A 20,884-nucleotide genomic window follows, 5' to 3' on the forward strand; every position below is an offset into this window, starting at 1 on the left:
GATCACTCCTCGAACGCCTCCCGGGCCCGCTTCCAGCGTTCTCTATCACGACCACCGAACCGCTCGGCTGCCGCTCGAGCCTCCTCGACCTCGTCTGACGACAGAATCCCCGCGAGTGCTTCTGGATCCGGTTCACGAGTCAGTCGCCTCAAGGTCTCGAACATCGTCTCGTCATCCCGATTGTGGGCTTTCACCCACGCATGATACTCGTCGGGAACGCGAATCATCTTGGTCATGCTGTAAATTACGATTTACGAGCCAAAAAGCGTTCGCTCGAGCGCGTCTCTCGAGTCACTGACCCGACCGCATCCAGTACGCAGCCGAGAGGAGCGTCAGGCCGGACCCGAGGACGAGGACAACGAGCCACGGGGCGGGGGACAACTCGAGGACGTCGCTCCCCACGTCGGTGTCGACGCTCGAGTCGGCGTCTTCGACGGACTCGGTGCCTCCTTCGTCGTCTTCGCCCGTGTCGTCACGTTCGCCCTCCGAACTCGAGTCGTCGTCCGCTGGCCACGTCTCCGACTCCTCGAGTACGTCGTCGGGAACGGCTACGACCACGTGCTCGAGTGGTGCAGTCAGTCCACTCGCCTCGAGGACGTACCGGTCGCCGTCTGCGTGGTGGGCGACGTCCAGTTCGGTCCACTCGCCACCTGCTCCGGCGTAGATGGTCACGTTCGCGGCTGCGAGGTCGGCTGACTCGAGCCACGCCGTCGAGACGCTCGCCCTCACGGTTCCGGAGGCCGCGTTGCCGTCTTCCCGGACGTCGATCGCGGAGAGGACGACAGCGTCAGCCGGCCCCTCGCGGTCACCCGCCGCCCCGTCGCTGACGCGCACCGACTCGGCAGAATCGACGCCGGCGAACTCGACCCCTTCGAATCGGACGTCGTCGCTCGCGCCCTCGAGGGTCTCGAGGGCGTCGCCGTCTGCGCCGGACGCGCCGTCGACGCTGGCACCGACGCCCTGCGTGGTCCGGTAGTACCGAACCGCTGGCTCGTCGCACGTTCCGGACCGGATCGTCACTGGCTGGTCGAGTGCCAGCGGGATTCGCTCGGGCTGGTTGGCGTCGCCCGAGAGGAGGTGCCACTCGGCGATCCGGCCGTCGCCGTGCCAGTCGGGGTCGTGGAGCGTCGGGTCGTCGTAGAAAGGGGAGGCCTCGTTGAACGCCGGGTGGATCGTCAGCGCGAGGTCGTCCTCGAGGCCGCCGCGGATCGCCCCGCCGTCGGTGCGACCGTCGGCCCAGATCCAGTCGGCCGCGAGCCAGCCGTGACCGGCGTGCCACTCGGCCATGTTGGTCTCACCGCGGTACTCGTCGTCCCTGACGACCCAGTCGGCCTCGGGCGGGACGCCGACCACGTTGAACGAGACGACGCCGCCCTCGGTCGCTCCCCCGAGTCGATCGTGGACTGCGACGAGGCTCGTTCCGTCGGTCCCCTCGTGAAGCATGAGGATGCTCGTGTCGTCTCGCTGGAGGTGGGTCGTCCCGTAGGAACTGTACTCGTTGTCGTCGATGTCCGGGTGGGTCTCGTGGTTTCGGTAGTCGTAGAACCCTTCGACTGTGCCGCCGGTCTCGAGCGGCTGGATTTCGTGGCACGTTCCAGCCTGCTCGACGACGTACGTGTCGCTCGAGTCGCCCCCGGCGTCGTGGGTGGACTGGGCTGTCACGCCGTCGACGCCGACGGATGCGACGCCGGCGACGCTCGCGAGGACGAGAAGAGCGACCATCGCCCCAGCACGTCGACCGCTCACGCGGTATCACGCTCCCGGAAATCGGGGTCGTCGGCGAGCGCGCTCGTGGCGGGGAGGGCTAGCACGAAATTCATCGCCGATGTATCACCGAAGTAACGGGTTAGTAAATGGCCCCGTTCCGGTGGGTAACGATCGCCGACTGCCACTCACGAACTGGTTACCGTCTGCCGGTCACGAACCGATCGTCGAGCACGCGTCGGTAGCGGGCACCGGCCGCGTCGTCGGCTGTGATCGCCTCGCGAACCGGTAGCGCGATCCACTCACGATCGTCGTCGCCGGACGTCGCCGTCTCTGCGGGTTCGCCGTCGAATCCCCGTGGACGCAGCGCTGGCGGGAGGAATCGCTCGTAGACCGGCAGTCGTTCGACCAGCGGGAGGCCAGCGTCGTCGGCGATCGCCTCGAGTTCGCGCAGGGCTGGCCACGTGTAGTCGGGGTTGACGTGGTCGTCGGTCACGGGCGAGACCCCGCCCAGGTCGTCGACGCCGCAGTCGATCAGTTCGCCCGCGGCCACGAGGTTCGGCGGCACCTGCACCGACACCTCCTCGGGGAGGGCCGCGCGGGCCATCGCCGTCACACGACGCATCGTCTCGAGGTCGGGTTCCCCGCCGGACCAGCGGTCGTTCTCGCGGACGGGCTGGACGATCACCTCCTGGACGTGATCGTAGCGGTCGTGCAGTTCAGCGATGGCGAGCAGGCTCTCGGCGCGGTCGCGCCACGTTTCGCCGATGCCGACGAGGATGCCGGTCGTGAACGCCACGTCGAGTTCACCCGCGTTCTGGATCGTCCGCAGGCGCTGGCCGGGCACCTTCGTCCGGGGCCCGGCGTGGGCGGCGACGTCGGCCGTCGTCTCGAGCATCGTCCCCATGCTGGCGTTGACGTCGGCGACGGCAGCCATCTCCTCGCGGGTCTGGTCGCCCGGATTCGCGTGCGGTAACAGGCCCTCCTCGAGGGCGACCTCGCAGGCCTCGCGCAGGTAGGTGTGGATCGAGTCGTGGCCCCACGCCTCGAGTTGCCGGTGGATCTCCGTGTAGCGGTCGTCCGGATCGTCACCGAAGGTAAAGAGCGCCTCCGTACAGCCCGCGTCCGCGCCGCGCCGACAGATCTCGCGAACTTCCTCGAGGCTCAACAGCGAGGCCTGCCCCGGCGGGTCGAAGTAGGTACAGTAGGTACACGTATAGCGACAGGCAGTCGTCAGCGGCACGAACACGTTCCGCGCGAAGGTCAGTCGGTCGGGGGCCGAGACGTCCGCGGGACTCACTGCGAGGAGATCCTCGATCGCTGCGTCGGCAATCTCGAGGTCGACGCCGTACTCGCCTGCCCCCTGAATCATCGTCTCTGAGTGTCGTCGGACGACCCATAAGGGCTTCCTTCGGGCTCGAGGGCGTCGAACCGATCACCGCTCCCCACAGTCGCTACGATCGCCAACATCGTTTAGGTACGTCCTCGGTGTGGTCCGTGCTGGAATGACAGACAGTCCTGACGGCACGGAGGTCTCTCGACGGCGGCTCTTGCGCGCAACGGCGACCACGGTATCGATCTCGGCCGCCGGGATCGGCCAGGCGAGCGCCACGGATCCCGACCCCGCGCCCGCTTTCACGGGCCGGTGTTCCGAGGCGACGATCCGACCGAGTATGGGTCCCTGCGACGGCGCGAGCACGGACGCCTGCGACGACGACCACCCGGCGACCCTCGAGTTGCAGTCGGCCGTCGCGGAGACGCTCGAGGAGCGGTATCCAGATGCGAGCGCGCTGGCCGATGCGGGGTTCAAACCGTACTTCGACACGCTTTCGGACGGCGAGGACGGCTGGTCACACTGGCTCTCGCCGGAGTACGTCGGCGACGACGTGATGCTCGATCCCGGGCGGCCGGAGTCGGTCCTCGTCGACAACGAATCGTGGCGATCGATCGGCGTGATGTTCGTCGCGACGCTCGAGGGCGACCCGGTCGAGGCACCGACGGTCTTCGAGGCCGACGACGACGGCTTTGCGGGACCCGTCCGCAGGCCGGACGCCGGGGAGCCGCTGGATCTCGAGAGCGAACGTGACCCTGCGGACGGTCACACCGGGGATGGTCACGACCACCACGACGACCACGACCACCACCTCCCCGACCGCGACGACGGCCGCTGTGCTCCCTGGCACTACCACGCCGGCCTCCCCGGTCGCTTCGCCTGGTGGTTCTACCGGCAGGCCTACGAACGCGATTTCGAGGACGGCGACCTCGAGCTTCCCTGCCGGACGCCCTGCATGATGCACGTCTGGACGGTCGACCATCCCGAGGGCGTCTACGCCCACGACGCGCCCCCGGCGGAGTACCGGGACCTCGACCCGGCCGACCCGGCCGACGGGTTCGACGACGCGACGCCCGGCGAGGACGACCTGGGGTGGGCCGTTCTCCCGGACGACGTCGGCCCGGACCGAAGGCCCGAAGAGTTCGTTCCCGGCTGGTAGTCAGCCCAGATCCTCGTCTCGCTGTGACTCCCGGAGGATGAACGGCCCCATCGCCAGCGTGCGTTTCGCCACGCTCGCGATCCGCAGGATGTAGACGATGAAGACGACGAACGGCGAGATACCGATCACGAAGCCAGCGCTCGTGAGCCAGACGAGGTTGTCCACGCCCAGCGTCGTCCCGGGAAGCGCGCTGGCGTCGATGTACATGATCATGAACGCCATCACGGTCAGCGCTGGCACCGCGATGTACAGCAGCGCCCGCGAGAGGTTGATGAGTTCCCACTGGAAGTACAGCGTCTTGAAGTGTTCCCGGGCCGGCCCGAACAGTTTCAGCGTGTCGATCATGTGGCCGAGTTTCTCGTTCGCCTCGTCCGAGAGCGACCCCTCGTGATCGGCGCGGATCTTTCGTGCGTCGTAAATCTTCCGCGAGTAGTTGAACTCGAGGGCAGCCCAGATCACCTCGAACGTGCCGAACTGGGCGTCCTCGAGGTCGTCTTTGACCTCGTCTGCGTTCCCGGTGACGTCCTCGACGTAGTCGGCGATCTTCTCGCGAACCTCCTCGTCGCGCTCGTCTTCCATCTCCGTCTCGAGTTCGTTCGCCCGGCTCTCGACGCCATCCAGAAGTTCGTAGAGGAACGCGGCGGGTTCGGGCGGGCTGGCGTCTTCGTCGATCGTGTCCTCCGTGTCCTGTCGGAACCCCATCGCCTCGCCCATCCGCTCGCGCTGTTCGCCGACCGCACCCAGTTCCTGTGAGAGGACGAGCTGGTTGATCGTGACGACGATCGAGGTCCCCGTGATGATCGCGCCGATGAACGCAGAGAAGAGGAACTCGAGGCCGTCCTGGTTCTCGACGATGGTGCGAAGCGGCGTCAGTCCGAGCTGGCTGGCACCGACGAGGACCACAAAGACCGCAAACAGGATGCCAGTGGTCAGCACCCAGCGGTTTACCCGGAGTAGTATCCAGAGTCGTGGACCCCCGAGCCGGTCGCTCTCGCCATCGTCTGTGTCCGAATCGCTCATCGAGTGATGGATCGACCACGTCGCCGACCAAAAGTTCACGCCCGGCAGTCACGCTCAGGGTGGTGGCGAGGGCGACGGTCCATACTGGGCGCTCAGTCGGAGGGAGTTCCGGTTCCGCTGCCGGTCCCGCGTCCGTCGCCGGCTTCTACCTCGAACGGCCCTTCGTCCGGATCTTTCTGGGGGAGCATCGGGCCCGTGGAGACGGTCCGTCTGGTCACCGTCGCCGTCCGGAGGATGTACGCCGTGAGCAGGGAGAGCGGCGAAATGACGATCGTAACGAGGGCGCTCGCGACCCACGGCAGAGCGCCGACGGCGATCGTCGGTCCCGTCGGGTCGGCGTAGACGAAGCCGAGGATCATCGCTGACAGCACCGCCGGCACCCCACAGTAGATCGTCAGCTGGGAAAATCGGGTGAGCTCTCGCTGCAGGTACGTCGTCTTGAAGTGCTCTCGAGCCACCGAGAACAGCTCGATCGCGTCGATTAGCTCCTCCATCGCCTCCTGGGCCTCCCGGGAGTACTGCTCGCCGTAGCGTCCCTGAATGTGCCGTGCCGCGTACAGGTGCCAGGCGTCGTCGTAGCCGATCGCTGCCGAGACTGCACGGAACGTGCCGAAGGTGGTGTGCTCGAGGGTGTCGTCGATTCGATCGGCGCTCTCTCGGACTTCGGCGGCGTAGGCGTCGATCGGGTCGGCGACCGACGCGTCGTGATCGGCGACCGCATCGGAGAGGGCCTCGGCTCGATCGCCGATCGCGTGGACGACCACCTCGAGCAGGCGCGTGGGAGAGGCCGGCGCGGCCGGAATCTCCGCGACGTCGGCGACGTCCTGTCGGAAGTCGACGACGCCTTCGATCTGTGACTCGGACTCGCCGGCGGCGGTGAACTCCCGTGAGAGGATGAGCTGGTTGATCGAGACGACGAGGGTGACGAGCGAGAACGTGCCGGCGATCATGCCGCCGGCGAGCCGGGTGATCGAATCGTCGTTGACGAACGCGATCAGGCCGAGTTCGTTCAGTACGAGCAAGCCGACGAACGTCGCCAGCGAGATGGTCCCCGCGACGACCAGCCGATCGGCTTCGACGAGGAACCAGTCCCGTAACCGGGTCCACGAGTTCGTCCGTTTCCCGATGTCGGTCCCGTAGGAGCCGATCGTCTCGTCGCGGTCTGTGGACCCCATGCCGCCTCGTTCAGCGGTCTCGTCGATAAGGCCCCGCGTTGCACATCCCGACACGGGCCCAGAGCGCGCCGAGAACAGGTCCGCAAGCTACGGACTGAAATGCGTTCGCGCCCTCGCGTCGTCTATGACCCGCCAGCGAACGCCGTCGGGAGCGTCGCGCACGTCACGTCCTCGAGCGAACCGTCGGCGCGTCCTCGCGGGCCTCGGCTCTGGAGTGGCTGTCGCACTCGCCGGCTGCACCGACGTCCTCGGCGACGACGCCCCGGCCTACGAGGACGGAACCGTCGACGTCGACGGCGGCCCACGGTCGCCCGACGAGACAGTCGCCGCGGAAGCCCTCGCCGAAACGGAGATCAACGAAAGCGTCACGCCGATCGGCGATCTCGAACTCGAGGACCACGACTTCGTGCTCGAGGACGACTACCGTGGGTCGATCGTTCAGGGAACTGTCCGGAACGACGGCGGTGATCGAATCCAGCTCGCGGAGGTCCGCGCCCGCGTCTACGGCGACGGCGACCAGCTCGGCCGGTACGTCGACACCGTCGGCGACCTCGAGCCCGAGACGGGGTGGGCGTTCGAAGTCGTCGTCCTCGAGTCGCCCGCCGAGATCGACGCCTACGACGTGGCGGTGCTCGGGACCCCGTCCTGACGCTGGCCCCGTAGCCGCCCGGCTGCGTCACTCGTGGACCTCCTCGAGGACGGTCCCTCACTCGAGTGCCCCCTCGACGAGGTCGTCGTCGACCGCCTCGAGCACCGCCTCCGGCTCTCGACCGAGCCGATAGGCGGGTCGGCCCTTCCCGGTCGGTGACGTCGATCCTTCTTCGACCTCCTCGACGACGCCCTCGTCCTCGAGTCGGTAGAGCGCGCGCATCACGTCCGCCTCGGTCGGGGTGCCGACGAGGTCCGCCTCGAGGTCGTCGACCAGTCGTCGACAGGCGCCCCGGAGGTCGTGGGTCTGAACCGGTAGCTCACCTGACCGGTGGACCGAGACGACGCCGAGAAGGACGACCTGCTCGGTGACCGACAGCGAATCGCCGATCGAATCGGTTGCCATACCCTCCGTAGGTGCCCAACAGTGGTAATTGTTGGTACATGTCACACTGAGTGAGACCGACCGTCCCGCTCCGGGTGGCGATCGACGACCGACGAGCCGTCTGCGGCGCCATCGGCCCTCTCGAAACTGTACTCCTGGGTCGACGGAAAATGGATCGGCTCCCGGCTCGAGTGCACCCGTCTCTCGGACGCGGGAGGGAGCGGTGGCTGGTCGTCTCCCGGGCCTCAGGAGGACTCTTCGTCCTTGAGTTCGGCGAGTTCCGCCTCGATTTCGCCATCCTCGACGTCCGACTCGAGGTCATCGAGCTCGGTTTCGTCGACCTCGCTGTCGACTTCGGTCGCGCCCGCGGGTTCAGCGTCGCTCTCGCCCTCGTCGCCGCCGACCTCGGACTTGAGCGTCTCGAGTTCGGCTTCGACGCCGCTGCCTGCCGAGAGTTCCTCGAGTTCCCGGTCGATGTTGTCCTTGTCGGAGAGGACGTCGTCGAACGCGCCGGACTCGTGGAGCTCGTCCAGCGCGGCCGCCCGGGCCTCCATGTCCTCGGTCTTCTCTTCGGCGCGTTCGATGGCGCGGCCGACGTCCTCGAACTCCTCGCCCGTCGCAGTCATCGCTTCGGAGACGGTCGAACTCGCCTCTGCGGCCTCGTAGCGGGCTTTCATCGTCTCCTTCTTGGTTCGGAACTCCTCGATGCGTGCCTGTAGCTCGTCTTTCTGCTCGATGAGCTGATCCTGCTGGCTCTGGAGATCCGAAATCTGGCGCTCTAGGTCCTCGATCTGGTTCATCTTCGTCTTCTTCTTCTCGAGCGCCCGCCGTGCGAGGTCTTCCCGGTCCTGCTGGACCGCCGTTCGTGCCTGTTCGTTGTGTTTCTCGACGTTGTCCTCGAGCCGACGCTTTTGCATCTCGAGGCGCTTTTTCTGCGTGGTGAGGTCGGCGATCCCACGTTTGACGTCCTGAAGCTGGTCGCGCATCTGCTCGTAAGAGTAATCGAGCGTCTGCGTCGGGTCCTCGGCCCGGTTGAGCAGCGAGTTGATCTTCGACCGGATGACGTAGGAGGTCCGAGAGAGGATGCCCATAGTCGTACCTATTGCTCGTCACCCTTAAAAACATCACTTCAACGACAGTCCACGAAGTGCCTCGCGTGCGACCTCGAGAACCGTTCCAATTTTCAGTAGCTTTCAGTAGTACACCGTACAAAACGGGTACACTGTTGGACGACTGGTCCGCGTCCATCACTCCCATCCGCATTCGACTCGGGCAAGACGACAGCGGGTGCTATGACAGCCGACCCACCACCAGTGGTCGCCGCTGCCTGTTCAGGTTCGTAGGCGACGATGCCAGATCCGAACGTGAGCCGCGTGCCAGCGTCAGAAGGGAGTTCTGACGAGGATCGCAGTCCATCGGACTGCTCACCAGCGGAACGGCCAGCTAGCACGATTTCAGAATCCCCCGTATAGGAGGACGTGAAACCGTGGTCTAGCTCGTCCGTGTCGCTGAAGAACACGCGAGCTACGTTCAGTGTCCCGATGTAGTCCCGGTCGCCCTCGAACCCACACCGGGCGTTGTCACACCGGAAGTGCCCGCCCCACCAGTGTTCTTGCTGGTGGTCGGGTGACTTGCAGGTGTGGCCGGTTGAGCCACACCGGGGACACGACCGACTTGTTCCCTGTGGATAGACTCGCTCAACAGCGAGACCGGCACACTCTGCCCGGTATTCGATTTTTTCGATGATGTCTCGACGCGCCCACGACGACAATTCCCACGACAACGTGCCTTCGTCACTCGGCGGGGAGAGCGACCGCAAATCCTCGTGGACGATGGCGTCTACGTCGTAGGCGAGTGCAAGTGCGAGGACTTGGTTTGCGACGTCGTGTGTTAGTTGATCGCGCTTGTGCTGGATCTTGCTGTTCACTCGCTCGTACTCACTGTGGATGTGGGCGAACTCGTCAGTATGCGAGCGACCGCCACGGCGCGACGCGGCAAGGCGGTCGTTCAGGCGGGTACGTTCGCGGTGCAGTCGTCGCATCTTCTCGCGGTCTGTGAACTGGATGAACTGTGGCGTGGATCGTTGCTCACCCTCGTCAGTGACCACCACGGCAGTCATGTCTTTTCGCATCCCGGCGTCAAGCGCCAGTACGCAGTCTGTGCCGTCAGTCGTCTCCGCGTGTTCGACTTCGGCGGGGAAGGACAGTTCGTAATAGGTGTCACCGGTCTTTCGACGAGCGGGCTGAAACTCGGGAGCCGAGAGATCGCCGTGAGCGAGGAGGTCATGAAACGCCTCGTAGCCGTCACGCTCGTACTCTGTCCACGACCAGTCACCTCGTGTCTCCGGCGACAGCGTGTCCGGTGTCTTGAGACGAATGGTCAGCGTCTCACTGTCGGTGTCGTACTGGTATTTGACGGCTTGGCCGCTCGTTGGGCCGTCGTCCGCAGAAAACGGCAATACGCCGCTATCGTACTCTGGACAGTCCTGCATTTCGAAATACGTGGCAGGATACGTGCCATGACGGTCGTAGTAGCTGTTGAGTTGGTCGATGAGGATGTCCACGTATCCCGACGAGAGGTAGTCACCGTCACCCCAGAGTTGTTCTTTGATGCGACGACGGTGGATACGTCGGATTTTATGGTCGGGCAACACGCTTTGGAAGGACTGGAAGGCGTCTCGGCGGTCGGCGTGACTTCGGAGCGTTTCACCGACTTTCTGCAAGATGCACCGTCGAAACCGCGAGGGGAGATACAGGCCGAGTTCGTCGAACGGTTCGTGTTCATCGAAGTAATTCCATGCCTGATGCGGTGCGTCGGCAATGCCGTCCAGATGGACTGGCGTCCAGTGGTCTTCAAGGACATGGTTGGCGACACGACGGGTGAGTGTTGCCAGTCGATCGAATCGTTTGTCGTCCTCATCTGGGAGGTGAATCGGGAGCGAGAGGTGGTCACTCATCGGTTTTCACCTCAGATTCGACGGTGTTGACAACCTGTTTCTTTTTCGATGAACGCATTCCGTAGAGTTTGCCGCTGAAGCTGGCGACGAGTTTGATGAGGTCGTCAACAAGTTCTTCCTGTGCTGATTTGTCCGTCTCGTCTTCGATGACAGTGATGGTGACACCGTAGCAGTCGAAATACCGTTCGAGATACGAGAAGCCAAAGCGAGTAAGTCTGTCTTCGTAGGTGACGAGAATGCGTCCATAGTCGGCTTCTTGTACGTCATCAAGGAGCGAGTCGAGTCCACGACGGTCTTCGTTGAGGCCACTGCCAACGTCGGTGTATGTATTTTCAACGCTCCAGCCGTGGTCGTGAGCGTAGTCTGTGAGTCGCTCAAGTTGGCGGTCGAGATCGCCGTTGTCTTTCTGCCCGTGACTGGAGACGCGAGCGTAGAGTACAACACGGTCTGTCGGACGAGTATCGCCAGCAAGTCGGCGAAGTTCCCGATGTGGTATTCGTCGTTCACCGCCGGGTGTTCGGGTGTAGTCAAGATCGTCGTTGCGGCACCAACGTTTCACGGTCTGGGCGTGAACACCGAGTTCATCCGCGAACTCACCAATCGAGTACAACCGCGGCATTCTGATGTTACTGGTTACTACTGGTAGTTACTTACAGGTACTGAATTCTGTAACAGTCACATTACCCGAAACGCATACCCGTCCACGCGTCCCGCTCGAGGCTATGAGCGACGTGTTGATCCCCGGCGGCCGAGACGTCCGCGGAACGCTCGAGGAGCCGGCTGGTGGCGACGAGTCTGACACCGAGGCGATCGTCGTCGCCTGTCCACCCCATCCCCAGCACGGGGGGTCGCGAACTGACGGACGGCTCGTTGCCGTCGCCGACGCGCTGACCGACGCCGGGATCGCCTGCCTGCGATTCGACTACGGACCGTGGGACGAGGGTCACGGTGAGCGCGCCGACGTTCGCAACGCCCTCGCGTGGGCTGCCGAGGAGTACGACCGCGTCGGCCTGTTCGGCTACAGCTTCGGCGCGACGCTCTCGCTGCTGGCAGCAGTCGACGTCCAGTCGGAATCGGGGCTCGAGGTGGCGTTCGAGGCGGTATCCGTCCTCGCGCCGACGGCCCAACTCGGTGCGGACGACGATCTCGACGCCCACGCGGCGCTCGCCGAGCTCGACCGACCACTGCAGGTCTGTCACGGCGAGCGCGACACGACCGTCGACTGGGAACCGATCGTCGAGCGCGCCCGCGACCGCGGCGCAGAAATTCACCCGCTACCGGCCGATCACTTCTTCCTCGGGACCCAGCCGGAGATCGCCGACGCCGTCAGGGACTTCTTCGAGGGACACCTGCTCGAGTAGCCCTCGATCGCTCTCGATCACTGCGTGGCGGCCTGCGCTTCCTCGAGCGTGAACGCTCCCTCGTACAGTGCGCTCCCGACGACGACGGCTGCAGCACCAGCGTCCTCGAGTGCGCGGACGTCCTCGAGCGTGGCGACGCCACCGCTGGCGATCACCGGGACGTCGGTTGCTTCGACCAGTTCGCGGACGGGTTCGGTGGCGACGCCCTCGAGTTTCCCCTCGACGTCGACGTTCGTAAAGAGGATCCCGGCGGCACCGAGGTCGTCGTATCGCTCGGCGGCCTCGACGGGCGAGATTCCCGCGCCCTCGGTCCAGCCCTCGACGACGACCTCGCCGTCTTTCGCGTCGAGACTGACGACGACGCTCTCTGGATACCGCTCGCTGATCTCGGCGACGATCTCTGGCTCTTCGACGGCAGCAGTCCCGAGAATCACGCGGTCGACCCCGCGCTCGAGCAAGTCGCAGGCATCCTCGACCGTGCGGATGCCGCCGCCCAGTTGCGTGGGGACGTCGACGGTCTCGAGGACGGCGTCGATGGCCGCGGCGTTCTTGCGTTCGCCCTCGAACGCGCCGTCCAGGTCGACGAGATGCAGCGACTCGGCACCGGCGTCGATCCAGCGCTGGGCGGCCTCGACGGGGTCGCCGTAGGTCTTCTCCGTACCGCGCTCGCCCTGGACCAGCTGGACGACCTCGCCATCCTGCAGGTCGACCGCCGGGATCACTTCGAACTCCGGAACGTGGCTCATACGGGGTGGGTCGGGGGCCGGTCGCCTAAAGACACCGTTTCGCGGCCTCGAGCAGTCCGCGGCTTCGGTCATCGGCCGGGCGTTCTGGTCCGCTGTGGCCGCTCGAGTCGAACTGCGGAGAATCTTGCCGGCGCAGGACGACAACGGAAGGGTTTACCTGCTCGACCCGATTGTCTCGCGCATGAAGGTGCTCGTCACGGACCCCATCGACGACGCGGGTCTGGACGTACTGAGAGACGCAGGCTGTGCGGTCGAAACGGGCTACGAACTCGAGGGCGAGGCACTCCTCGAGGCCATCTCCGATGCAGACGGACTCATCGTCCGTTCTGGCACCGAGGTGACCGCGGAGGTCCTCGAGGCCGCCGACGAACTCGTGATCGTCGGCCGCGCCGGGATCGGCGTCGACAACATCGACATCGACGCCGCGACCGACGAGGGCGTCATCGTCGCCAACGCCCCCGAGGGGAACGTCCGCGCGGCGGCCGAACACACCGTCGCGATGACGTTCGCCATCGCCCGTTCGATCCCACAGGCCCACGCCCGCCTCAAAGACGGCGAGTGGGCAAAGAGCGACTACCTCGGTGCCGAACTCGACAGCAAGACCCTGGGCGTCGTCGGCCTCGGCCGCGTCGGTCAGGAGGTCGCGAAAAAGCTCGACTCGCTCGGGATGGACGTCGTCGCGTTCGACCCCTACATCTCCGAGGACCGGGCCGCCCGCATCGGCGCGGAACTCGTCGACCTCGAGGCCTGTCTCGAGCGCGCGGACTTCCTCACGATTCACACGCCGCTGACCCCCGAGACCGAGGGCATGATCGCCGAGAACGAACTCGACTTGCTCGAGGACGGTTACCTCGTCAACGTCGGCCGCGGTGGCATCGTCGACGAGGACGCCCTCGCCGCCAAAGTCGAAGACGGCACGGTCGCCGGCGCGGCACTGGACGTCTTCGCCGAGGAACCACTCGCCGACGATTCGCCACTGCTCGAACACGACGAGATCGTCGTCACGCCCCACCTCGGCGCCTCGACGGAGGCCGCCCAGGAGAACGTCGCCACCTCGACCGCCGACCAGGTCGTCGCCGCGCTCGAGGGCGAACCCGTCGCGAACGCGCTGAACGCGCCGTCGATCGACGAGAGTGCGTTCCCGCGGGTCGAGCCCTACATCGAGATCGCCGACACCGCCGGCAAGGTCGCCGCCCAGTTGCTCGAGGGCCGAATCGAGGAAATCGAGGTCGCTTACGAGGGTGACATCGCCGACGAGGACACCGAGTTCGTCACCGCCAGCGCCCTGAAGGGAGTCTTCGAACCGCTCGAGTGGCAGGTCAACGCCGTCAACGCTCCCCAGATCGCCGAAGACCGCGGCGTCGACGTCACGGAGTCGAAGACCCGCCAGGCCGAGGACTTCCAGAGTCTGGTCTCGGTCACCGTGCGAAACGGTGACGACGAGGTCGCCGTCGAGGGAACGCTCTTCGCGGGCGACGACCCGCGGATCGTCCGCGTCGACGGCTACCGTGTCGACGCTATCCCCCACGGCAAGATGGTCGTCACGCGCAACACGGACGAGCCGGGCGTCATCGGCCTCATCGGCTCTGTCATGGGCGAGTACGACGTCAACATCGCGGGGATGTTCAACGCCCGCGAGACCCACGGTGGCGAGGCGCTGACCGTCTACAACGTCGACAGTCAGGTTCCCGACGCCGCGAAACAGGAACTCAACGAGGACGACCGGATCATCCGCGTCGATTACATCACGCTGAACGGTCACTAGTACCGTTCCACGCGTCGACTGAGGAGTGAACCCGGTCACCCGCGCTCGGTTCCACCCACCAGTTCAGGCCTGGACCGCCACTAGCGACGCTACCTTCCCGCTTCTACTCACGGTCAAATTGCCGGTGCCCTGTCTGACTCGAGCCGTCTTTTTCTCACCGGCAGCCCAACCCGGTCGGTCGTCTCGAGCGACGAGGCCCCCTTCTTGTCAGTGATCGGCAGACTGAAACGCGATCCGATCGAACGGGCACGTATGCCTTCCCCGCACGACGACCCTCCTCGAGACGACGACCGGGAGCCTGGCTGGCCCCGGACCGGGGGCGACGATCGGGACGTGGACGACCGCGATCACGATCACGACCGCGCCCGTGCCGACGGTTCGTACGACGAGTCGACGCAACCCGGGGCCCCAGCCGAAACGCCGCCGGGTGGCGATCCACACGGCACCGATCCCGGTCACGACGGACCCGGGGAGGACGACGACCGGCCGCCGTTACACGAGCGCTCTCGGCTGGCAGCCTTCCTCGGTGCGACTGGCTACGTCGTCGGCGTCTTCGCATTTTCGATGGCTGTATTTCTGCTGCTGAGTTTCGCGTTACTTCCGTTTGCCTTCGTTGCCGACGATCCCATGACGTTTTTCGAGTCCATCGAACGCGTGCTAATCTTCGTCGATCCAGTCGTCATGGGCGTCGGGACGGCTATCCTCGCCGCGATCTCGTTCTGGCGAGGGTGGGTCCCGAGGCGGGCCGTCGGGTTTTCGGTGCCGAACGCTCGAGAAGTGCTCGTCGTCGTCGGTGGCGTGATCGGACTGCTCGCGCTCGGCTTAGTCACGTCGGTCGTCCCGGAGTACTTCGGCGTGCCGCCTTCCGAACACGCTCTCATGCTCGAAGAGGGCAGCGTCCAGTTCTACGTCGGTCTCGCAGTCCTCTCGATCCTGGTCATCGGACCGGTCGAGGAGGTGCTCTTCCGGGGGTTGATCCAGAACTACCTCCGGCCCGCCTACGGCACCGCCGGGACCGTCGTCGTCACGTCGATCCTCTTCGCCGCTGTCCACCTGTTTGCCTACTCCATGCAGGCACCGCCGCTCGAGACCGTTCTCGTCTCGCTCGCGGGCATCTTCGTCCTCTCGCTCGTCCTCGGCGGGATCTACGAACGGTACCGGAACATCGTCGTGGTGTCGGCCATCCATGGCTTCTACAACGCGGTCCTCTTTCTCTCACTGATCTGGGCGTAGCCTCGCTCGGACTCCCTGCTTCAGGTTCCGAGTGCCGTCGGTTACTCGCCCGGCGCCGCCTCCTCGGGAACCTCCGGCGGCGCGCCCACGACCGTCGCCGTCCGCCCGTCGCGCTCGGCCGAGTGAACGTCACTCGAGACGGCTTCGAGATCCTCGAGTGCCTCCTCGGTGAGTGAGTCGGCCGAGTCGAAGACGAACACCCAGGTCATCTCCTCGGCCATCGGCGTCTCGCTCGAGACGCCCCACAGGTAGATGTCCTCGTTGACGACGCTCCCCTGCGGGGCGTCGTACTGCCCGGTGACGGTCGTCTCGTGGGGAAGTTCGTGGAAGAGGTGTGTGAACTCGGGGTCGACGTCCTCGAGACGGTCGGCCTCGCCGTTCCGGGCGTCGATCCGTACCTCGTAGTCGTCGCCGATCACGATCGCGCTGGAGTCGATCGCCAGCGTTCGCTGGCTCCCGCCGGGCATTTCCTCGGTGATGACCGCGTATCCCTCGTAGGTCCCCTCGTAGGTGGCCTCGTCGGCCGTCTCGGCAGCGGCGGCGATCGCCTCGACGTCGTACCCGCCGAGGAGGACCTGCGTGTAGCCCTGGATCAGGTGGCCGTCGACGTCGTCGATCGTCAGGTCCGAAAACGCAGGGAGGACCGTCGCGAGATCGACGTCGTCGGGGAACGCTTCGGTGTAGTCGAACCGACGCGTGCCGCCCGCGACGGGCGAGTCGAAGCGGAGCCACGTGCGGAACGTGGCCGCTTGCTCCCAGTCGGGTTCGATATCGCGATCCGGAATGTCGTCCTCACGGGAGGTGGCGGTATCGCTGGCGTCGTCGGTACCCGCCGCCTCCTCCGGTGGCGCCGCATCGTCCGATTCGCCACTGGTACAGCCTGCCAGCCCGACCGCCGCTGCCGCGGCGATGACGCTTCGACGGGACATCCGTGAACTCGAGTCTGCCATCACAGCGGGCAACCACGAACGGAGTCATAATTGCTCGTGACTGTCCGCTGTGTGAGAACGTCCTGTCGACCGAGCGGAATTCCGGTCGCGTCGGCCGCGTTCGAGGGTTGCACCAGTAGGCTTACCGCCGCGATATTCGACTAGCTCGACATGGAACGGCGGGTGGGAGCGCGAACACCGAGTCGACGAACGATGCTTCGTGCCAGCGGTTGCACACTCCTCGCGGCGGTCGCCGGCTGTGCCACGCGCGCCGACGATACAGCGGAGACCGACCTCGAGGGCGATCCCGTCGACGGACCGCCACCGGACCACGTCGACATTTTCGAGCACGCGTTCCGTCCCGGACACACGCGGGCAGTCTGTACGTTCGAGGGTGGCCCCGGCGAGACGGTAAACCGAATCGAACGGAACGTCGTCGTCGGCACCGTCGGGAATCGCTCGGCGACGCCGCTCGAGCGCGTTGGTGTCGCCGCCACGATCTACGACGACGAGGGCGCGAAACTGGACACCTATCGCGACGAAACGACCGACCTCGAGTCGATGGCAATCTGGGAGTTCGAGATCCTCGTCTTCGAGGAAGCGGCCGACGTCGCCGACTACGACATCGAACTCGAGACCCTCGAGTGGTGACCGGGCACGGCCTCGTCACTCGTCACTCGTCACTCGTAACTCGCCACTCGTCACGACGTCCCGGAACCGACCCTGTTGGGTCGAGGACTTTAGGGTTCGGCTTCGAATCACGTGACATGGACGAGAATGCGAGACAGCGACGACGGGTCGTAATCGCTGGCGGTGGACTGGCGGGACTCGTCGCCGCTCGCCACCTCGCTGCACGGGGGCTCGAGGTCACGCTGTTCGAACGGCGCGAAACCGTCGGCGGCCGGGTCCGAACTCGTCGGGACGACCGGGCCGGCTACCAGTTCGACCGCGGGTTTCAGGTGCTGTTTACCGCGTACCCGGCCGTCCGGCGGGAACTCGACCTCGAGGCGCTCGCCCTTCGACGGTTCGAGCCGGGAGCAGTCGTCGTCCGCCCCGGAAGCCGTTCGATGCTCTCGGATCCGCGCCAGTCGCCGGCGACGATTCCGGCGACGCTCGCGAGCCCGGAGGTGGGGCTAGGCGACGCGATGCGGGTCGCCGGACTCTGGGCCGACCTCGTTCGCACCGATCCGGACGAACTCTTCGACCGACCGGACCGGTCGATCGACGAGTACCTCCGCCAGCGTGGCTTCTCGCGGCGCTTCCGCGAGCACTTCTTCGCGCCGTTCTACGGCGGCATCACCCTCGATCGGTCGCTGTCGACCTCAAGTCGGGTCTTCGAGTACACGTTCCGGGCGCTCGCGTCGGGCGACATCGCCGTCCCGGCGGCGGGCATGGGTGCGATTCCGGCCCAGCTTGCCACCCGGGTCCGTGAGGCCGGTGGAACGCTCGAGACCGGCGTCGCCGTGACGGACGTCCGGGAACGCGAGGACGGGTCGCTCGCGGTCACGACAGCCGACGGGACCGTCACGGCCGAGGCGGTCGTCGTGGCCACCGATCCACCGTCGGCCCGGGAGTTGACCGGCGTCGACGCGATTCCGACCGAGTCACGGGGGTGTGTCACCCAGTACTACCGGCTTCCCGGCGAGGCCGCCCTCGAGACGGGTGGTCGACTCGTCCTGAACGCCGCCGACGACGCAGCGCCGAACCATATCGCACCGCTCAGCGAGGTCGCCCCCGAGTACGGCCCCGCGGACGAGACGCTCCTCAGTGCGACCTTTCTGGGCACCCCCGACGCGGCGGACAGCGAACTCGCCGACCGCACCCGGCGCGCTCTCGAGGCGTGGTTCCCAGAACAGGCTGTCGAGGGCCTCGAGTTGTGCCACACCGATCGCATCCCGTTCGCCCAGTTCGTCCAGCCACCCGGGATTCACGACCGACTGCCCGACGTCCGCGACCCCGACGGCCCGGTCTACCTCGCCGGCGACTACACGCGGTGGTCGTCGATTCAGGGCGCGCTCGAAAGTGGCCGACAGGCGGCGATGGCTGTGCTCGAGGAGCTGTAGGCTCGGGGCTCGGGTTCCGGGGAGCATCGCCAGTAGATGTTCGCTCGAAGTGAACCGTCTCGGAACACGTTGGATGATATCATGAATTTGATGAAACTGGCCTGCTGGATACAGTCACGTAGTCTCGTGTCGACAGCTGTCTCGGTGCGGTAACCCAGAATGGAGAGGGGCAGGGCCAGAGACAGTACCCGGATTTCTCGAAGGTGGGGGTCCATCGGCGCGTTGGTCTACCCGGGAGACAAACTACAGTTCCGTCTCTAGCCACTGGTGACAATTTCAGTACATCTTTCTGGATACTCTGGGAGACAGAACTTTAACGGCATCGGGATGAATCCCTTCAACGTGAGGGAAGAACTTGAAAAATGGAATACCGTCGCTCGATGTGACCATCCGGGGTCCGGGAGAGCCAGAGGTTGTGGTTGTCGGTGGCGTTCACGGCGACGAGCCCTGCGGCGTCCGTGTGGTCCGTCGATTGCGGGAGGCAGATCTCGACCTGATGCGCGGTGTTGCGTTCGTCGTTGCCAATCCAGCCGCAGTCGACGCCGGTGTGCGGTATCTGGACTCGGACCTCAATCGTGCATTCGCTGACACCCCTGTCGACGGCCACGAAGCGAAACTCGCCGCCCAGCTCCGTGAGTTGATTCAGGACCGCGTCACACTCTCGCTGCACGGGACGCACTCGCAGCCGACTCCATTTGCACTCGTCCACCGTTCTCACCCACGCCAGTTCGATCTTGCAGCACAGTTGCCGGTTCCGTATGTCGTCGATCACTGGGGAGTAAACGAGGGGGCGATGACTTCCTGTGGAGTTTCGATCGATATCGAGGTCGGTCCACAGGGCACCGAGCAAGCGGCTGTGGCCGCCGAAAATCAGGCCTATGCGTTTCTCAAGCTGGTGGATGCGCTCCCTGGTGAGCCGTCCGCTACAGATCCGTCGTTCTTCCATATGGCCGACCCGATTCGAAAGCCGCCCGGGATATCCCACGAGATCTTCACCGAAAATTTCGCATATGTCCCGGCGGGGGCGGCCTATGCAAGCGTTGACGGACAGAAGTTGATCGCAGATGATCCGTTCCATCCGATCTTGATGTCAGAAAACGGGTACTCGGACATCTTCGGCTTCAGGGGAACCAAAATAGCGGAGTCACTGGAAAAAGCCAAGGAAACGATTGTGTAATCAGGAACCAAGAGAGTTGCACAATGAGTCACAATCAGGAAGATGATAAATCAATGCAGAAAAGCATCGAAGCTGAGTACTGGGTCGTCGATCAGGACGGCGAGCTCACGGGCCCGGGGGAACTCACGGAGTATTCTGAGAACGTGGAAGAAGAATTCGTCCGTCCACTGCTCGAGCTAAAGACACCTCCCTGTGAGACGTTCTCGGCACTTCGGTCGACGTTCCTCGAACTACTCGACGAGCTACTCGACAAAGCCGACGAACTCGACAAAGTGCTCGTCCCACTCGGGACTCCAATCAATAGTGGCCCAATCGAGCTCCGGCCCAGCGAGCGGAGTCGGATTCAAAAGCGTGTGCTCGGCGACAACTTTGCCTATGCGAAACACTGTGCCGGGACGCATCTCCACTTCGAGAAGCGAAACGTCACGGATCAACTCAACGTCCTTGCCAGCCTCGATCCGGCACTGGCACTGCTCAACTCTTCTCCATACTTCCGTGGCGAGACGGTTGCAAACGGTGCTCGAGCCTACATTTATCGGAAGAAGTGTTACGAATACTTCCCGCTGCACGGTCAGCTGTGGGATTACGTCAATACCGTCGGACAGTGGGAGCGACAACTCGACCGGCTCTTCGACTCGTTCAAAGCGGCGTCGATGAACGAAGGTGTCAGTGAAACTAATATCGATGCCAGTTTCTCTCCACAGGACATCGTCTGGACGCCAGTGAGACTCCGTGACGAGATGCCAACTGTCGAGTGGCGAGCACCCGACACGTCGCTTCCAAGCCAGATTCTCCGTCTGGCCGAAGACGTCGGCACGATAATGGAGCACCTCCATCACGCGGAAGTCCGGATCGAAGGCGACACTGGTGAGGTGACTGCTGATCGAATCACGATCCCCGAGTTCGATGCTGTCCTTACCTACGTCGAGGAAGCGATACACGAGGGGGTGGAGTCACCAGCGCTCTCTTCTTATCTCGAGCGAATGGGGTTCGACGTTGGGGAATACGACCCACTGACGAGGAACATCGACGGACGTGATTACGTCAGTCCGGATGAGGCCCGTGAGATCCGGCTTCGATACGGAGACCGGCTGCGACGAGATGTCGATAATCTGATCACATAACCGTCCACTGTTCTGTCTTCGATGACAATTACTGCCTAGATGGTCAGTATCATATCGTTTTTTCGACCAATCACGTGTCGAACAACCGGCCACGAACGTGTGCTCG

Annotated in this window: 21 protein-coding genes; 10 read left to right on the forward strand and 11 right to left on the reverse strand. The window is 64.7% G+C overall.

All coding sequences use genetic code 11. The features are described from left to right. Nucleotides 1-2: 2 nt before the first annotated feature. The 3 genes from B1756_RS10625 to cofG all read right to left on the reverse strand — a co-directional run bounded on the left by B1756_RS10625 (nt 3) and on the right by cofG (nt 3,076). A complete protein-coding gene (locus B1756_RS10625; RefSeq protein ID WP_086888514.1) occupies nt 3-236 on the reverse strand; it encodes a hypothetical protein in 234 nt (77 codons plus the stop codon). 55 nt (nt 237-291) lie between these two features. Next, nucleotides 292-1,722 carry a hypothetical protein gene (locus B1756_RS10630; RefSeq protein WP_086888515.1) on the reverse strand — a complete coding sequence of 477 codons (1,431 nt, stop codon included), beginning with the start codon at nt 1,720-1,722 and terminating at the stop codon, nt 292-294. Nucleotides 1,723-1,903: 181 nt separating this feature from the next. Continuing rightward, nucleotides 1,904-3,076, reverse strand: coding sequence for a 7,8-didemethyl-8-hydroxy-5-deazariboflavin synthase subunit CofG (gene cofG, locus B1756_RS10635; RefSeq protein WP_086888516.1), 1,173 nt, complete (start codon nt 3,074-3,076; stop codon nt 1,904-1,906). 133 nt (nt 3,077-3,209) lie between these two features. Between cofG and B1756_RS10640 the strand changes: the two genes are divergently transcribed. Beyond that, complete coding sequence (locus tag B1756_RS10640; RefSeq protein WP_086888517.1) at nt 3,210-4,196, forward strand: hypothetical protein; 987 nt, start codon at nt 3,210-3,212, stop codon at nt 4,194-4,196. On the opposite strand, the gene B1756_RS10645 is transcribed toward B1756_RS10640, so the two are convergent. Then, nucleotides 4,197-5,216 carry a DUF7972 family membrane protein gene (locus B1756_RS10645; RefSeq protein ID WP_086888518.1) on the reverse strand — a complete coding sequence of 340 codons (1,020 nt, stop codon included), beginning with the start codon at nt 5,214-5,216 and terminating at the stop codon, nt 4,197-4,199. A 92-nt stretch (nt 5,217-5,308) separates the two neighbouring features. After that, nucleotides 5,309-6,391, reverse strand: a complete 1,083-nt coding sequence (locus B1756_RS10650; protein ID WP_086888519.1) for a DUF7972 family membrane protein — start codon at nt 6,389-6,391, stop codon at nt 5,309-5,311. A gap of 124 nt (nt 6,392-6,515) precedes the next feature. Here B1756_RS10650 and B1756_RS10655 point away from each other — a divergent pair, with 124 nt between their 5' ends. Further along, nucleotides 6,516-7,040, forward strand: coding sequence for an FxLYD domain-containing protein (locus tag B1756_RS10655; protein ID WP_086888520.1), 525 nt, complete (start codon nt 6,516-6,518; stop codon nt 7,038-7,040). Nucleotides 7,041-7,097: 57 nt separating this feature from the next. Here B1756_RS10655 and B1756_RS10660 read toward each other — a convergent pair whose 3' ends face one another. The 3 genes from B1756_RS10660 to B1756_RS19880 all read right to left on the reverse strand — a co-directional run bounded on the left by B1756_RS10660 (nt 7,098) and on the right by B1756_RS19880 (nt 9,351). Continuing rightward, nucleotides 7,098-7,445, reverse strand: a complete 348-nt coding sequence (locus tag B1756_RS10660) for a Cdc6/Cdc18 family protein (RefSeq protein WP_086888521.1) — start codon at nt 7,443-7,445, stop codon at nt 7,098-7,100. A gap of 224 nt (nt 7,446-7,669) precedes the next feature. After that, complete coding sequence (locus tag B1756_RS10665) at nt 7,670-8,515, reverse strand: PspA/IM30 family protein (RefSeq protein ID WP_086888522.1); 846 nt, start codon at nt 8,513-8,515, stop codon at nt 7,670-7,672. A gap of 92 nt (nt 8,516-8,607) precedes the next feature. Then, the gene (locus tag B1756_RS19880) at nt 8,608-9,351 is read right to left on the reverse strand and encodes a zinc ribbon domain-containing protein (protein WP_228434606.1); all 744 of its coding nucleotides are present in this window, start codon (nt 9,349-9,351) and stop codon (nt 8,608-8,610) included. On the opposite strand from B1756_RS19880, the gene B1756_RS19885 reads away from it, so the two are divergent. After that, nucleotides 9,319-10,410, forward strand: a complete 1,092-nt coding sequence (locus B1756_RS19885; protein WP_228434643.1) for a hypothetical protein — start codon at nt 9,319-9,321, stop codon at nt 10,408-10,410. The genes B1756_RS19880 and B1756_RS19885 overlap by 33 nt on opposite strands. Here the strand turns inward: B1756_RS19885 and B1756_RS10675 are convergent. Further along, a complete protein-coding gene (locus B1756_RS10675) occupies nt 10,373-10,999 on the reverse strand; it encodes an IS607 family transposase (RefSeq protein ID WP_086888524.1) in 627 nt (208 codons plus the stop codon). The two genes, B1756_RS19885 and B1756_RS10675, sit on opposite strands and share 38 nt — an antisense overlap. A gap of 103 nt (nt 11,000-11,102) precedes the next feature. Here B1756_RS10675 and B1756_RS10680 point away from each other — a divergent pair, with 103 nt between their 5' ends. Beyond that, complete coding sequence (locus B1756_RS10680; protein WP_086888525.1) at nt 11,103-11,741, forward strand: alpha/beta hydrolase; 639 nt, start codon at nt 11,103-11,105, stop codon at nt 11,739-11,741. Between the two features lie 17 nt (nt 11,742-11,758). Here B1756_RS10680 and hisA read toward each other — a convergent pair whose 3' ends face one another. Beyond that, a complete protein-coding gene (gene hisA, locus B1756_RS10685) occupies nt 11,759-12,487 on the reverse strand; it encodes a 1-(5-phosphoribosyl)-5-[(5-phosphoribosylamino)methylideneamino]imidazole-4-carboxamide isomerase (protein ID WP_086888526.1) in 729 nt (242 codons plus the stop codon). 181 nt (nt 12,488-12,668) lie between these two features. Between hisA and serA the strand changes: the two genes are divergently transcribed. Further along, nucleotides 12,669-14,252, forward strand: coding sequence for a phosphoglycerate dehydrogenase (gene serA, locus B1756_RS10690; protein WP_086890144.1), 1,584 nt, complete (start codon nt 12,669-12,671; stop codon nt 14,250-14,252). Nucleotides 14,253-14,504: 252 nt separating this feature from the next. Then, on the forward strand, nt 14,505-15,485 hold the full coding sequence (locus B1756_RS10695) for a CPBP family intramembrane glutamic endopeptidase (RefSeq protein WP_152031301.1): 981 nt from the start codon (nt 14,505-14,507) through the stop codon (nt 15,483-15,485). A gap of 41 nt (nt 15,486-15,526) precedes the next feature. On the opposite strand, the gene B1756_RS10700 is transcribed toward B1756_RS10695, so the two are convergent. Beyond that, nucleotides 15,527-16,435 carry a hypothetical protein gene (locus B1756_RS10700; protein ID WP_186336449.1) on the reverse strand — a complete coding sequence of 303 codons (909 nt, stop codon included), beginning with the start codon at nt 16,433-16,435 and terminating at the stop codon, nt 15,527-15,529. A gap of 150 nt (nt 16,436-16,585) precedes the next feature. Here B1756_RS10700 and B1756_RS10705 point away from each other — a divergent pair, with 150 nt between their 5' ends. The 4 genes from B1756_RS10705 (at nt 16,586) to B1756_RS10720 (ending at nt 20,778) form a co-directional block, all read left to right on the forward strand. Then, nucleotides 16,586-17,065: an FxLYD domain-containing protein gene (locus tag B1756_RS10705; RefSeq protein WP_086888528.1), complete on the forward strand. Its 480-nt coding sequence runs from the start codon at nt 16,586-16,588 to the stop codon at nt 17,063-17,065. A gap of 116 nt (nt 17,066-17,181) precedes the next feature. Continuing rightward, the gene (locus B1756_RS10710; protein ID WP_086888529.1) at nt 17,182-18,477 is read left to right on the forward strand and encodes an NAD(P)/FAD-dependent oxidoreductase; all 1,296 of its coding nucleotides are present in this window, start codon (nt 17,182-17,184) and stop codon (nt 18,475-18,477) included. A 382-nt stretch (nt 18,478-18,859) separates the two neighbouring features. Then, complete coding sequence (locus B1756_RS10715) at nt 18,860-19,654, forward strand: M14 family metallopeptidase (protein WP_228434328.1); 795 nt, start codon at nt 18,860-18,862, stop codon at nt 19,652-19,654. A gap of 53 nt (nt 19,655-19,707) precedes the next feature. After that, complete coding sequence (locus B1756_RS10720; protein WP_086888531.1) at nt 19,708-20,778, forward strand: glutamate-cysteine ligase family protein; 1,071 nt, start codon at nt 19,708-19,710, stop codon at nt 20,776-20,778. The last annotated feature ends 106 nt before the right edge of the window (nt 20,779-20,884 follow it).

The organism is Natrarchaeobaculum aegyptiacum (genome assembly GCF_002156705.1).
Classification (GTDB): Archaea; Halobacteriota; Halobacteria; order Halobacteriales; family Natrialbaceae; genus Natrarchaeobaculum; species Natrarchaeobaculum aegyptiacum.

Bases quoted from the DNA above. Each gene is read 5' to 3' on its own strand.
- B1756_RS10625 (WP_086888514.1), bottom strand. From the start codon at position 236: ATGACCAAGATGATTCGCGTTCCCGACGAGTATCATGCGTGGGTGAAA.
- B1756_RS10630 (WP_086888515.1), bottom strand. From the start codon at position 1,722: ATGGTCGCTCTTCTCGTCCTCGCGAGCGTCGCCGGCGTCGCATCCGTC.
- cofG (WP_086888516.1), bottom strand. From the start codon at position 3,076: ATGATTCAGGGGGCAGGCGAGTACGGCGTCGACCTCGAGATTGCCGAC.
- B1756_RS10640 (WP_086888517.1), top strand. From the start codon at position 3,210: ATGACAGACAGTCCTGACGGCACGGAGGTCTCTCGACGGCGGCTCTTG.
- B1756_RS10645 (WP_086888518.1), bottom strand. From the start codon at position 5,216: ATGAGCGATTCGGACACAGACGATGGCGAGAGCGACCGGCTCGGGGGT.
- B1756_RS10650 (WP_086888519.1), bottom strand. From the start codon at position 6,391: ATGGGGTCCACAGACCGCGACGAGACGATCGGCTCCTACGGGACCGAC.
- B1756_RS10655 (WP_086888520.1), top strand. From the start codon at position 6,516: ATGACCCGCCAGCGAACGCCGTCGGGAGCGTCGCGCACGTCACGTCCT.
- B1756_RS10660 (WP_086888521.1), bottom strand. From the start codon at position 7,445: ATGGCAACCGATTCGATCGGCGATTCGCTGTCGGTCACCGAGCAGGTC.
- B1756_RS10665 (WP_086888522.1), bottom strand. From the start codon at position 8,515: ATGGGCATCCTCTCTCGGACCTCCTACGTCATCCGGTCGAAGATCAAC.
- B1756_RS10675 (WP_086888524.1), bottom strand. From the start codon at position 10,999: ATGCCGCGGTTGTACTCGATTGGTGAGTTCGCGGATGAACTCGGTGTT.
- B1756_RS10680 (WP_086888525.1), top strand. From the start codon at position 11,103: ATGAGCGACGTGTTGATCCCCGGCGGCCGAGACGTCCGCGGAACGCTC.
- hisA (WP_086888526.1), bottom strand. From the start codon at position 12,487: ATGAGCCACGTTCCGGAGTTCGAAGTGATCCCGGCGGTCGACCTGCAG.
- serA (WP_086890144.1), top strand. From the start codon at position 12,669: ATGAAGGTGCTCGTCACGGACCCCATCGACGACGCGGGTCTGGACGTA.
- B1756_RS10695 (WP_152031301.1), top strand. From the start codon at position 14,505: ATGCCTTCCCCGCACGACGACCCTCCTCGAGACGACGACCGGGAGCCT.
- B1756_RS10700 (WP_186336449.1), bottom strand. From the start codon at position 16,435: ATGGCAGACTCGAGTTCACGGATGTCCCGTCGAAGCGTCATCGCCGCG.
- B1756_RS10705 (WP_086888528.1), top strand. From the start codon at position 16,586: ATGGAACGGCGGGTGGGAGCGCGAACACCGAGTCGACGAACGATGCTT.
- B1756_RS10710 (WP_086888529.1), top strand. From the start codon at position 17,182: ATGGACGAGAATGCGAGACAGCGACGACGGGTCGTAATCGCTGGCGGT.
- B1756_RS10720 (WP_086888531.1), top strand. From the start codon at position 19,708: ATGCAGAAAAGCATCGAAGCTGAGTACTGGGTCGTCGATCAGGACGGC.